General features: G+C 60.0%; 8 protein-coding genes. 7 read left to right on the top strand and 1 reads right to left on the bottom strand.

All coding sequences use genetic code 11. From position 1 onward, the window contains the following. Window position 1 precedes the first annotated feature (1 nt). The 3 genes from M5G20_RS20880 (at window position 2) to argR (ending at window position 3,134) form a co-directional block, all read left to right on the top strand. Window positions 2-1,114, top strand: coding sequence for a M14 family metallopeptidase (locus M5G20_RS20880; RefSeq protein WP_273920623.1), 1,113 nt, complete (start codon window positions 2-4; stop codon window positions 1,112-1,114). Window positions 1,115-1,141: 27 nt separating this feature from the next. Beyond that, window positions 1,142-1,906, top strand: coding sequence for an ABC transporter ATP-binding protein (locus M5G20_RS20885; protein WP_007971015.1), 765 nt, complete (start codon window positions 1,142-1,144; stop codon window positions 1,904-1,906). Window positions 1,907-2,153: 247 nt separating this feature from the next. After that, window positions 2,154-3,134, top strand: coding sequence for a transcriptional regulator ArgR (gene argR / locus M5G20_RS20890; protein WP_273920627.1), 981 nt, complete (start codon window positions 2,154-2,156; stop codon window positions 3,132-3,134). Between the two features lie 25 nt (window positions 3,135-3,159). Here argR and M5G20_RS20895 read toward each other — a convergent pair whose 3' ends face one another. Next, entirely contained in the window at window positions 3,160-8,184 is a 5,025-nt protein-coding gene (locus tag M5G20_RS20895; RefSeq protein WP_273920628.1) for a dermonecrotic toxin domain-containing protein, read from the bottom strand. Window positions 8,185-8,496: 312 nt separating this feature from the next. On the opposite strand from M5G20_RS20895, the gene M5G20_RS20900 reads away from it, so the two are divergent. The 4 genes from M5G20_RS20900 (at window position 8,497) to astD (ending at window position 13,524) form a co-directional block, all read left to right on the top strand. Then, window positions 8,497-9,717 (top strand): aspartate aminotransferase family protein, encoded by a 1,221-nt coding sequence (locus tag M5G20_RS20900; protein WP_273920630.1) that lies wholly within the window; start codon window positions 8,497-8,499, stop codon window positions 9,715-9,717. Window positions 9,718-9,939: 222 nt separating this feature from the next. Next, window positions 9,940-10,959, top strand: a complete 1,020-nt coding sequence (aruF, locus tag M5G20_RS20905) for an arginine/ornithine succinyltransferase subunit alpha (RefSeq protein WP_273920631.1) — start codon at window positions 9,940-9,942, stop codon at window positions 10,957-10,959. 73 nt (window positions 10,960-11,032) lie between these two features. Beyond that, window positions 11,033-12,058 carry an arginine N-succinyltransferase gene (gene astA / locus M5G20_RS20910; RefSeq protein ID WP_273920632.1) on the top strand — a complete coding sequence of 342 codons (1,026 nt, stop codon included), beginning with the start codon at window positions 11,033-11,035 and terminating at the stop codon, window positions 12,056-12,058. Beyond that, complete coding sequence (gene astD / locus M5G20_RS20915; RefSeq protein ID WP_273920651.1) at window positions 12,055-13,524, top strand: succinylglutamate-semialdehyde dehydrogenase; 1,470 nt, start codon at window positions 12,055-12,057, stop codon at window positions 13,522-13,524. Before astA ends, astD begins: the two co-directional genes overlap by 4 nt. Window positions 13,525-13,659: the final 135 nt, after the last annotated feature.

The raw sequence follows: 13,659 nt of genomic DNA on the forward strand, positions 1-13,659 counted from the left end.
TATGGAACGCATCGACCATGCATTGCCGTGGAGCCATTTGGGCAGCGAGCGCCAGATTTCGGTGTTCCGTTTCGGCAGTGGCGAACGCAAGGCCTACATCCAGGCCAGCCTTCACGCCGATGAACTGCCGGGCATGCGCACCGCCTGGGCGCTGAAAAAACGCCTGGCCGAACTTGAATCCCAAGGCCTGTTGAACGGCGTGATCGAACTGGTGCCAGTGGCCAATCCACTGGGCCTCGGTCAACTGCTGCAAGGCAATCATCAAGGGCGTTTCGAGGCAGGCAGCGGCAAGAATTTCAATCGCGATTTCGTCGAGCTGAGCGCGCCGGTCGCCTCTGCATTGGCCGACAGCCTGAGTGATGATGCGCACGCCAATATCCGATTGATCCGTCAGGCAATGGCAGATCATCTCGCTGCATTGCCACCGGCCAGCAGCCAGTTGCAGGGCATGCAACGCATTTTGCTCAGTCATGCTTGCACCGCGGATGTGGTGCTGGATTTGCATTGCGATGCCGAAGCGGCGCTGCACATGTACGCCTTGCCGCAGCACTGGCCGCAGTGGCGTTCGCTGGCTGCACACCTGAACGTGCGTGTGGGTTTGCTGGCGGAAGATTCCGGCGGCAGCTCCTTCGACGAAGCCTGTTCGCTGCCGTGGTTGCGCTTGTCGCGTCTGTTTCCGGATGCGCAGATTCCACTGGCGTGCCTGGCGACGACCCTTGAACTGGGTGGTCAGGCCGACACCGGCCGTGCTGAAACCGAAGCGTATGCCGAAGGCATTCTGGCGTTCCTCGCCGAGCAAGGGCTGATCAGCGGCGACTGGCCGGAACCTGCACAGAAAGCGTGCGAAGGCCTGCCGTTCGAAGGCACTGAATTGTTGTTCGCGCCGCATCCCGGCGTGGTGAGTTTCCTGCGTCAACCCGGCGAATGGGTTGAGGCGGGCGATGAGATTTTTGAAGTGATCGATCCGCTGGCGGATCGGGTCAGCACGGTATGTGCTGGTACGTCCGGGGTGCTGTTTGCCATTGAGCGGCTGCGTTATGCCCAACCCGGTTTCTGGCTGGCCAAGGTGGCGGGGCGCGAAGCGCTGCGTCACGGGCGCTTGCTCAACGACTGACTGACTGTTTTTGTGAGAACCGACCGCATGTACAAACTTGAAGTCCAAGACCTGCATAAACGCTATGGCAGTCACGAAGTGCTCAAGGGCGTGTCCCTGAAAGCGGCGGCTGGCGATGTGATCAGCATCATCGGCTCCAGTGGCTCCGGCAAAAGTACTTTCCTGCGTTGCATCAACCTGCTGGAGCAGCCGCACGCGGGCAAGATCCTGCTCAACAATGAAGAGTTGAAGCTGGTGGCAAACAAGGACGGCGCGTTGAAAGCCGCCGACCCGAAACAGCTGCAACGCATGCGTTCGCGCCTGTCGATGGTGTTCCAGCATTTCAACCTGTGGTCGCACATGACTGCGCTGGAAAACATCATGGAAGCACCGGTGCATGTGCTGGGCGTTTCCAAGGCCGAAGCCCGTGAAAAGGCCGAGCACTACCTGAACAAGGTCGGCGTGGCCCATCGTAAAGATGCTTACCCGGGCCACATGTCCGGCGGCGAACAGCAGCGCGTGGCGATTGCCCGTGCGCTGGCGATGGAACCGGAAGTGATGCTGTTCGACGAACCGACCTCGGCCCTCGACCCGGAGCTGGTCGGCGACGTGCTGAAGGTCATGCAAGCCCTGGCTCAGGAAGGCCGGACCATGGTCGTGGTGACCCACGAAATGGGCTTTGCCCGCGAAGTGTCGAACCAGTTGGTGTTCCTGCACAAAGGTGTGGTCGAAGAAAGCGGCAACCCGCGCGAAGTGCTGGTGAACCCGCAATCCGAACGCTTGCAGCAATTCCTGTCCGGCAGCCTGAAGTAATCAAGACTGCCGTTGTGCACCGCGATAGTGCATGCTTCGCGGTCTAGAGACTGACCCGATCCCTTGTAGGAGCCGGCTTGCTGGCGATAGCAGTCGGTCAGCTTGCATATCTGGCACAGACAGTCCGCTATCGCCAGCAAGCCGGCTCCTACAGGTTTGATCGTTGCAGGTTTTGAGATTTGCGTTCATTTACGGGCTAGCATTGGCCCATGCCTTCATCACCGTTCTTCGTTTCGGATTGCCCGCCATGACTGCCCATCGAATTGGTTTCCTGATTTGGCCCAGCACTAAAGCACTGACGCTTGCGCTGGCTGAGGAGGCCTTGCGCGTTGCCCAGCGTGTGCATCCGGACGTCGTTTACGAACTGTCGTTCCTGCAGGCCGAACCACCGGTCGAAGGCGAGTGGCAATTGCCCGGTGAAGCCTGGCCCGGCAAGCTCGAGAACTTCCAGAAACTGTTCCTGCTCGCTGACGAGCCGCCGACCACCCTGGCGCCGGCGCTCAGCAGTGCGCTCAAACAGCTGGTGCGTGCCGGTTGCGTGATCGGCGGTCTGTCGGCCGGTGTCTACCCGTTGGCGCAACTCGGTTTGCTCGATGGCTATCGCGCCGCCGTGCACTGGCGCTGGCAGGACGATTTCGCCGAGCGTTTTCCGAAGGTCATCGCCACCAGCCACCTGTTCGACTGGGATCGCGATCGCCTGACCGCGTGCGGCGGCATGTCGGTGCTCGATTTGCTGTTGGCGGTATTGGCTCGTGACCACGGTGCGGAACTGGCCGGCGCGGTCTCGGAAGAACTGGTGGTCGAACGCATTCGCGAGGGTGGCGAACGCCAGCGCATCCCGTTGCAGAACCGCCTCGGTTCCAGCCATCCGAAGCTCACCCAAGCGGTGTTGCTGATGGAAGCCAACATTGAAGAGCCACTGACCACCGACGAAATTGCCCAGCACGTGTGCGTGTCCCGTCGCCAGCTGGAGCGGATTTTCAAGCAATACCTCAACCGTGTGCCGAGCCAGTACTACCTGGAGCTGCGCTTGAACAAGGCCCGGCAAATGTTGATGCAAACCAGCAAGTCGATCATCCAGATCGGCCTGTCGTGCGGCTTCTCCTCGGGGCCACACTTCTCCAGCGCCTATCGTAATTTCTTCGGTGCCACACCGCGCGAAGACCGCAACCAGCGGCGCAGCAGCAGTCCGTTCGAGTTGTCGTCGGTGCCGTCGGAACGCAGTTAAATCCGCGCTCCGATGTCGGCGCCATTCACTCGTCCACGTCAGAACCCCCAGAACTCGACACTTCCAATTCCGCCTGATCGATCACCGCTTCGACGCCAAAGTCGATGCTTGTCTGCTGGAAATAGGCGATTAACCGTTGAATGCTTTCTTCGGACAGGGGATTGCCGCGCAAATTGATCGCCTCGGCGATATCTCGGGGCATTTCCATGATGTCGGCCGCAATGTGGGTGATTTGGTTTGAACGCAGGTCAACGGTTTCCATCTCCGTGAACTGGAATAGCCCTGGTGGAAGCTCGGTGATGCCGGTTTCGTTTAATAACAGCGTTTTGAGCAGGGGCATCTGGCTCAGATCCGGCGTCAGACCGAGCGGGTTTTCGCTAAGGTCGAGGTAGTCGAGCCGCGTCATTTGAGCGAGATCCAGTACCGCTTGCGGGGTCAGGGTCAGCTGGCAATCGCTCAGGGCCAAAGTGGTCAGTTCACCCATTCGGAAAGTGGCTTCGGGGATGTTCCCCAGTCGGTAGTTGCGAATGGTCAGTCCATTCAGGCGCGGAAAGCGTTCCAGAAAACGTCCCACCCCAGACAGGCCGCTATCGCTCTGCAGATATAGCTGCGCTACGTGGCTGAAGTCCGTACGCAGGGTGGGCAAATCACCGGTGATGATCAAAGGAAGATCCAGCTCGTACCTCGCCTGCGGTTCAGGGTTCAACGGAGCCAGATTGGATTGTCGACGCCAGCAACTTTCTACCCTTGCTTTGAATTCATCCCGGATTGAATGTTCGTCCAGCAGCTGTTGCGCGTTGAAGGGTTCGCCGGTGACCGGATGCACGGCGGGTACATCGGCGGCCCACGCAGCCAGGTCATTCGTCAGGGTGGTGAGCTCGCCTTCCAGGCGCGAAATCTCAGCCCTGCCATCGATCAGAGTGCCGGGTAACTGGTAGATGAACTCAGTCGCTTGTTCCTGATCCATGTCAGGGTACAAGGCCTGCACTCGATGGATGTCCGGCTGTTCGGCAAGCACACCCAAGTCCTGATGAGTGCGATTGAAATGACTTTTTATACGCTCTCGGGCCGCGGCGGAGAGTGGATTGCCGCCCAGGTCGATGCCGTCCCGGGTGGTTTTGGGCAGGTCGAAAAGAGCGGCGGGCAATTCGCTGATGTGATTGTTATTGAGCAGCGCGGTTCTAAGTCGGGGGCGACTCAGCAGGCCGTTGGGTATCGCGTTAATGCCGGTTTCCGAGAAAACGACGTAGTTCAGATGCGGAAGATTTTCCACATCAGGCATCAGTCCCAGCGGATTCTTATACAGATCCAGCAACACCAGTTGGTCAAGTGCCGAGAGGGTTGCATGGCTTTGTAGATTCAGGGTGATCGCGCAATTTCGGAGAATCAATTGGCGTAGACCAGGTGACTTCACGACGATCTCGGGAATTTCATTGAGCTGAAAGTTGCGTAAAGCCAGGCGATGCAAATCTGAAAAGCGGTTTAAAAACTCATGCACACCGCGTGTGGCGACATGACCATCGAGGGAGACGCTCTTCAATCGACTGAAGTCGACGTTCAACACCGGGAGTTCGCCGATGATCGGTTGCGTAAAGCGAAACTCCAGGGGCCTTGTTTCCTGGCCGAGTTGTGAAGCCTGTTCACGCCATACACCCAGGAGTTGGTCCGCGAAATGCTGGCGTGCCTGGCGCTGAATGACCAATTGCTCCTCGCTGAGTCTGGTCTGGGTGTCCGGAATGAGTTGGGGTATTTCGCTGCGCCAGCGCTGCAGTGTATTGCTGACGCTGGCGTGCTCGGCGATCAGTCTGCTCAATTCCGCGCGCGGTCCAGCGGGTTGGCGTTGCAGGCGTTCGACGAAGGCTTGCAACTCTGCGGGGGGCAGTTGTGGCAGCAATTGGTGCGCGTACGCTTGCAAGGGGGGCGCGCCGAATGGCTTGCGGTGAAAGCCATCTGTGCCCCCGAGCAAACGCATGAGGCTGGGGTCATAGGTCGGTTTGAGATTCGGCTGTTGTGCCAACAACGATCCCGATTCTTCACGACTGAGGGCATGCCTGATGATCTGTCGTTTCAGTTTTTCTCCCTCGCCAACAGCCAGGTTAAGTTCGGCGCGTTCAGCATCCGGCAAGGCATTTAGCAAGCTGGCATACAGAGTGCTCAAGCCGCTGAGTTCGTTACCTGACTCGTCGTACGCCTGGTACGAGCCCTTTTCGCTGAGAACCAGCACCTTGCGGACCTTGGCGTCGACGCTGCCAATATGGTCGATCAGGGGGCCTTGGTGGGTGTAATGACGAATTTCCAGGCGAATCTGTCCTGTCCAGCCCGGTAGTTTTTCCAGGGAGTGCAGCACCAGTCGATCGGTGTCGAGGTTGTTTTCGGTCGACGTCAGTTCCAGCCCTTCATAGGCGCGTGTGACACGCACCTGCAGATTCGCCTCTTGGCTCAAACCCGCGAGTCGCGGGGAAACGCGTGCTTGCTTGAGCTGTTGCAATTCCTCGTCGTTAGCCGTGCCCATGAGTCTTTCTGCGACGCTGGTGGGCAAGCCCGGTTCTGCGTCGATGAGGGTTTGTACCGCTGGAAGAGCTCCGCGTTCAAGTTTGCGGTAACGCTGCTCGAACAGGCTCTGGCGTTTGCGCTGCGCCAGTTGCGTCAGTGTCTGGCGCAGGCTGCGCGTACGACTTTCGAGGCCAGGTGAAGGCAGGCCAAACTCTTCGCCCAGCATCGCGCTTGCTTCTTCGTCCGATAGGGCGAGCAGCAAGGTTTTGAGCAGGTCGCCGCTATTGAGGCGTGTCACATCGATTGGCAGCCGGGGGACATCCGGCGCGGGGCTTTGCCAAAGTGTCTGGCCTTGCGCATCTGTCAGTCGTACACCTCGGGTTTGCGGCCAGAAGCCGTAGGTGTTGAGCAATTCGAGCTGGGTAACAGGGTCGGCCTTCAGATAAATGTCCGGTTGGTTGCTGCCGATTTGCTCGATGAAGGTTTGAATGTCCTGATCGATCTTGAAGCGCTTGATCGTGTCGGCCAAAAGCGGCGGCACGGGTCCGACATTCATATGCATCTTGCGCAAGACGTTTTCGTGAATGCCGCTGATGGTTAGCATGCGTTCGCGTTCGATCTCGGAAAAGCGCTGCATGTCTGGCCCGATTCGTCGGAGCAGGGTGGCCTGGTCCCAGCTCAGTGGCTGGTCCAGTTCGGTTTGCCAGGCGCCGGCGGCATTGTGTTTGAGCACGGGTTTATAGGCATCAGCGCGGGTAGGGTGGTCGATGCGACGCTCACCCGTTACCGGGTCCGCGCTGACGGCGTAGCATTTGTTTTCCAGGCGGAGCAACACTTTGTCCTGGTGCCGATGCAGCCCCAAGGCATCAGGTTTCGAGTCAGCAGGAAGTACAGCAAGATCTTCGTAGACGCTGAGGTCCGGCTGCCAGTACCGGGTTTCGCCGTTCGGTCGTTTCACTGAGTTGAAACGGTCGATGAACTCAACGATGTCCTTGGGCAGCGCCGCGCGAAACTCCCCGGCCGCAATCACACCGCCCGCCGCCAGGGTGCCCAATTGCACGGCGGACTCAACGACGCCCATCAAGTGCCCGAATGCCTCGCGGCTCTGGCCTTCGGCCCAGTCGACGACGCTCTCGAAGGTTTCGTCGAGCAACTGGTAAGCCATGTAGGCAAGCATTAACTCACCCAGGAACGGTACGAACGGCAGGGCGATGAAGGCCGCGATGTTCAGCAGGGTCGAGGCGATATCGGTGAAGGAGTCCCAGAGTGCCCAGCGGGCTTTCTGGTCGACCGTTGCGGTGGATACCGCGATGACCCGAGCGTCGTTGAGTATTTTGTTGAGGGTGGATTGATACAGATGATCCCAAAGGTCCCCCTTGATCGGCGTTGAGGCGATGCGCAGGTCGACGCGCGGGTTGGGCGACTCGCGCCAGGTCGGGCGCGCATCGCCTGGCTGAACCGGTTGCCAGGTGATGGGTGCGAGTTGGGAGGTTAATTGGGCGAAGAAGTGCCCGCGATCCTCATGATTGATGAAGCGGCTGAAAAACTGTTGATAGTCGGGGGTGCGCAGACGTCGGCCCAACTCTTCGGCAAAGGCGTCGGACGAGGGGTATTCCTTGATCGGATGTTCGGGGTCGTCAGGAATGTACGCCACTACCCTGGCTGTTTCCCGTGCGCTTTCCAGGTCCGGTGCAAACAACAGGATGCCGGTCAGGCGAGCATTCATGATCGTCAGCTCATGACAGCCCCAGGGCTGGCCGCGCAAACGTAGATACGGCAAGTTGTCCAGCAGGCCAGTAATCAGCGGGTGGACATCACTGCCCAGCAGCTTTTGCATCTGCGCCATCTGCAACGCGGCGGTCAGCGCGGTTTTCTGGCTGTCATGGATTTTCGGTCGCAGTAGCGCCGAGGCCACTGGGTTACTAATGCCAAGATTGTCCTCCAGGTACTCTTTATAGCGCTTGCCGATGTCCAGCTCCCGGCTCAGGTGGGTGAATGCTGTGATGGACATCTTTTCCAGGACTTGCGGCAAGGTCTGAAATTGCCCGTTGGCGGAAGGCGGCGTGATGTAAGTCGAAACGGGTTCGAAAGCGTCGGTTTCGGTTTCGGCGCTTTCGAAGTTGTGCAACACCGCATCCAGCAATGACACCGTCCAGATGCGTGCCGCCCCTGATTTCAGGCGCAACCAGGGGATGTGGGCGGGGATGTACAGGCGAAGGCAGGTGTTGCGAACGTCCAGGTCCAGGCCGAAACGGGTCTTGAGCTCAGCTTTGAGCAGAGGTTCTGCGAACTCGGCCGGATTCTGCAGATTCGCCATCATCTGATCGACCCGGTTCTGGCTTGTTACATGGCGGGAGATCAGTTTGCCCAGTTCCGCATGCTGATGGGCCGGGGCGCTCTTGAGGCTGGCCGGCATGCCTGGCGTGCTGTTGCTCAGCGCTTGACGCCGTTGTGATGTCGCCTGGCGCAACCAGAGCGGAACGACATTGATCAAGTGCTGATAGTGCGCGTCCGACCTGAATACATCGGAAGCCAGGGTGGTCTGTGAGTTCGTCATAGGGTCAAGGTGATCTTTGAGGTTTGATAAGGCCTCTAGGAAAGCGCGCGAACCCGGATCAAGTGCGGTACATATTTACCGCACTCGTCGAATCAGCTTCGGTTACAACGGAGCAAGCCTGCCGCAAACGCTCTGCGCCAGTTAAACTGCGCCTTTGCGACCCTATATGTCGCATTGCCGTAAACCCGGGAAAATCCGGGGTTTGCGCTATAAGAAGTTGTCGCTTGGCGGCAAGGCCGGGCTGAAAACTGTCCTTACAATCCCCTCATCGCTCGCCAGTTTCAGGCGAGTGTTCCTTTTCAGGAGACTCCGATGTCCGTTGAGCACGCTGCGGTACAACGCGCCGATTTCGACCAGGTAATGGTTCCCAACTACGCGCCTGCCGCTTTCATTCCAGTGCGTGGTGCCGGTTCCCGCGTTTGGGACCAGTCTGGTCGCGAGCTGATCGACTTCGCCGGCGGGATTGCCGTAAACGTATTGGGCCACGCGCACCCGGCGCTGGTCGGTGCCTTGACCGAGCAGGCGAACAAGCTGTGGCACGTGTCCAACGTGTTCACCAATGAGCCGGCCCTGCGCCTGGCTCATAAGCTGATCGACGCCACGTTTGCCGACCGCGCGTTCTTCTGCAACTCCGGCGCCGAAGCCAACGAGGCCGCGTTCAAGCTGGCCCGTCGTGTCGGTTTCGACCGTTTCGGCAGCGAGAAATACGAAATCATCGCCGCACTCAACAGCTTCCACGGCCGTACGCTATTCACCGTGAACGTCGGTGGCCAGTCGAAGTACTCCGACGGCTTCGGTCCGAAGATCACCGGCATCACCCATGTGCCTTATAACGATCTGGCCGCGCTGAAAGCCGCCATTTCCGACAAGACCTGTGCTGTTGTCCTGGAGCCGATCCAGGGTGAGAGCGGTGTGATCCCGGCTGAACTCGAATACCTGCAAGGCGCGCGCGACCTCTGCACCGCGAACAACGCGCTGCTGATCTTCGACGAAGTGCAAACCGGCATGGGCCGTACTGGCCACCTGTTCGCCTACCAGCATTACGGCGTGGTCCCGGACATCCTGACCAGCGCCAAGAGCCTGGGCGGCGGTTTCCCGATCGCGGCTATGCTGACCACTGAAGACCTGGCCAAACACCTGGTCGTCGGTACCCACGGCACCACTTACGGCGGCAACCCGCTGGCGTGCGCCGTTGCGGAAGCCGTGATCGACGTGATCAACACCCCTGAAGTGCTGGCCGGCGTTAACGCCAAGCACGACAAGTTCAAGGCACGCCTTGAGCAGATCGGCGAGAAATATGGCCTGTTCACCCAGGTCCGCGGTATGGGTCTGCTGATCGGTTGCGTGCTGAGCGATGCCTGGAAAGGCAAGGCCAAGGACATTTTCAACGCCGCCGAGCGAGAAGGCCTGATGGTCCTGCAAGCCGGCCCGGACGTGGTGCGCTTCGCCCCGAGCCTGGTGGTGGAAGACGCCGATATCGATGCCGGTCTTGACCGCTTCGAACGCGCCGCTGCAAAACTGACGCAAGCCTGATAGACCCTTCGACGCCTGACCTTTCAGGCGTCGAACCCAATTTTTGTGCCGGACCCATCCTGACGCAACACCCCTGTAGGAGCCGGCTTGCTGGCGATGAGGCCCTTAAGCCTTGCGGCGATCAACCTGCCGCCATCGCCAGCAAGCCGGCTCCTACAAAGGGTGTTTCAAGTTGAATCCGGTGTTTTTTCCTATAAGAGTTTTACGATAAGGAGTGACACCATGCTGGTGATGCGCCCCGCGCAAATGGCTGATCTGGGCGAGGTACAGCGTCTGGCTGCGGATAGCCCGATTGGTGTCACTTCCTTGCCGGATGACGTTGAACGCTTGAGCGACAAGATCGCCGCGAGCGAAGCCTCGTTTGCTGCCGAAGTGAGTTTCAACGGTGAGGAAAGTTATTTCTTCGTCCTCGAAGACAGCAGCACCGGCAAGCTGGTCGGTTGCTCGGCCATCGTGGCATCGGCCGGTTACTCCGAGCCGTTCTACAGCTTCCGCAACGAAACGTTCGTGCACGCCTCCCGCGAGTTGAAGATCCACAACAAGATCCACGTGCTCTCGCAGTGCCACGACCTGACCGGCAACAGCTTGCTGACCAGTTTCTATGTGCAGCGCGAGCTGGTGGGTTCGCCTTGGGCCGAACTCAACTCCCGTGGCCGCTTGCTGTTCGTCGCCAGCCATCCCGAGCGTTTTGCCGATTCCGTGGTGACCGAGATCGTCGGTTACAGCGATGAAAACGGCGACTCGCCATTCTGGGATGCCATCGGTCGCAACTTCTTCGACCTCAACTACGCCGAGGCTGAACGCCTGTGTGGCTTGAAGAGCCGTACGTTCCTCGCCGAACTGATGCCGCACTACCCGATCTATGTGCCGCTGCTGCCGGACTCCGCGCAAGAAGCGATGGGCCAGGTGCACCCTCGGGCGCAGATCACCTTCGACATCCTGATGCGCGAAGGCTTCGAGACCGATCACTACATCGACATCTTCGATGGTGGCCCGACCCTGCATGCCCGTGTCTCGGGGATCCGTTCGATCGCCCAGAGCCGCGTGGTGCCGGTGAAAATCGGTGAGCCGGCCAAAGGTGTCGGGCGTCAGTACCTGGTGGCCAACGCCCAGTTGCAGGATTACCGCGCGGTATTGCTCGAACTCGATTACGCGCCGGGCAAACCCGTGACCCTGGATCTGGAAGCCGCCGAAGCCCTGGGCGTAGGCGAGGGTGCGAGCGTGCGCCTGGTGGCGGTTTAACGCCTGCGTTAAAGAATGCTTAGAAAGCAGCGAGTTTCACGGGTGGCGCAAGCGGCCCGTTTGAGGAGATAGCATGATCGTTCGTCCCGTACGCAGCAGCGATTTACCCGCACTGATCGACCTGGCCCGTAGCACCGGCACCGGCCTGACCACTTTGCCGGCCAACGAAGAACGTCTGGCCCATCGGGTCGGCTGGGCCGAGAAGACTTTCCGCGGCGAAGCCGGGCGGGGCGATGCGGACTACCTGTTCGTGCTCGAAGATGACGAGGGTCGCGTGGTGGGTATTTCCGCCATCGCCGGCGCCGTCGGTCTGCGCGAGCCCTGGTACAACTTCCGCGTCGGTCTGACGGTCAGCGCTTCGCAAGAGCTGAACATCTACCGCGAGATCCCGACGCTGTTCCTGGCCAACGACCTGACCGGCAACTCCGAGTTGTGCTCGTTGTTCCTCCACGCCGATTTCCGTAGTGGCCTCAACGGTCGCATGTTGTCCAAGGCGCGGATGCTGTTCATCGCCGAGTTCCCGCAATTGTTCGGCAACAAGATCATTGCCGAGATGCGCGGCGTGTCCGACGAAGCCGGGCGTTCGCCATTCTGGGAAAGCCTGGGCCGGCACTTCTTCAAAATGGAATTCAGCCAGGCTGACTACCTGACCGGCGTGGGCAACAAGGCGTTCATCGCCGAACTGATGCCGAAATTCCCCCTGTACACCTGCTTCCTGTCGCCGGATGCGCGCAATGTGATCGGCCAAGTGCACCCGGACACCGAGCCGGCGCTGTCGATGCTCAAGAGCGAAGGTTTCAGCTATCAGGGTTACGTCGACATCTTCGACGCCGGCCCGGCCATCGAATGCGAAACCGGCAAGATCCGCGCCGTGCGCGACAGCCAGGCACTGGTGCTGGCCGTTGGCACGCCGGGTGACGACGCCACGCCGTTCATCATTCACAACCGCAAACGCGAAGACTGCCGGATCACGGCTGCACCCGCACGTCTCGCCGCCGGCACTCTGGTGGTCGATCCGCAGACCGCCAAACGTCTTCAACTCAACGCTGGCGATCAAGTGCGCGCCGTGGCGTTGTCTGCTGCTCGGGAGTCGAAATAATGAAGTCGCTATACATTGCAGGTGAATGGCTGGCAGGCCAGGGCGAAGTCGTTGAGTCGCTCAATCCGGTGACCCAGCAAGTGCTGTGGTCCGGCACGGGTGCCACCGTTGATCAAGTGGAATCAGCCGTGCAAGCCGCACGTCAGGCGTTCCCGGGTTGGGCGCGTCGGACGCTGGAAGAGCGTATCTCGGTGCTCGAAGCCTTTGCCGCCGCGTTGAAAAACAACGCCGACGAACTCGCTCGCACCATCGGTGAAGAAACCGGCAAACCCCTGTGGGAAGCCGCGACCGAAGTCACCAGCATGGTCAACAAGATCGCGATCTCGGTGCAGAGCTACCGCGAGCGCACCGGCGAGAAGAGCGGCCCGCTGGGCGACGCCACCGCCGTATTGCGCCACAAGCCCCACGGTGTGGTGGCTGTATTCGGTCCTTACAATTTCCCTGGTCACTTGCCGAACGGTCACATCGTGCCGGCGCTGCTGGCCGGTAACAGTGTGCTGTTCAAACCAAGCGAACTGACGCCGAAAGTCGCCGAGCTGACGGTCAAGTGCTGGATCGACGCCGGTCTGCCTGCAGGCGTGTTGAACCTGCTGCAAGGCGCCCGCGAAACCGGGATCGCCCTGGCGGCGAACCCGGGCATCGACGGTCTGTTCTTCACCGGTTCCAGCCGCACCGGCAACCACCTGCACCAGCAATTCGCCGGTCGTCCGGACAAGATTCTCGCGCTGGAAATGGGCGGCAACAATCCGCTGGTGGTTGATCAGGTCGCTGACCTGGATGCCGCGGTGTACACCATCATTCAATCGGCGTTCATTTCCGCCGGTCAACGCTGCACCTGTGCTCGCCGTTTGCTGGTGCCGCAAGGCGCCTGGGGCGACTCGTTGCTGGCGCGCCTGGTGGCGGTCAGTTCGACGATTGAAGTCGGGGCTTTCGATCAACAGCCGGCGCCGTTCATGGGCTCGGTGGTGTCCCTCGGTGCTGCGAAAGCGTTGATGGATGCGCAGGAACATCTGCTGGCCAATGGTGCCGTGGCGCTGTTGCCGATGACGCAGCCACAGGCTCAATCCGCGCTGCTGACCCCCGGCATTATCGACGTGACCGCCGTCGCCGATCGTCCTGACGAAGAGCTGTTTGGTCCGCTGCTGCAAGTGATCCGCTACGCTGATTTTGAAGCGGCGATTGCCGAAGCCAACGACACGGCGTTCGGGCTGGCGGCTGGCTTGCTGTCGGATTCCGAAGCGCGCTACCAGCAATTCTGGCTGGAAAGCCGTGCCGGTATCGTCAACTGGAACAAGCAACTGACCGGTGCCGCGAGCAGCGCCCCGTTCGGCGGCGTTGGCGCCTCGGGCAACCACCGCGCCAGCGCCTACTACGCGGCGGACTATTGCGCGTACCCGGTGGCCTCGCTGGAAACGCCGAGCCTGGTGTTGCCTGCGGCCCTCACGCCTGGCGTGAAAATGGCGTGATTTCAATCGCTGGCAAGCCAGCTCCCACAGGTCCTGCGTCGAACACAAAATATGTGAACACCGCTGAATCTGTGGGAGCGGGCTTGCCCGCGATGGCCGCGCCGCGGTCGTACTGAACAGTTACTTGATGCTTAT

It is taken from the genome of Pseudomonas sp. TNT2022 ID1044 (assembly GCF_028656895.1).
GTDB classification, from domain to species: Bacteria; Pseudomonadota; Gammaproteobacteria; order Pseudomonadales; family Pseudomonadaceae; genus Aquipseudomonas; species Aquipseudomonas reinekei.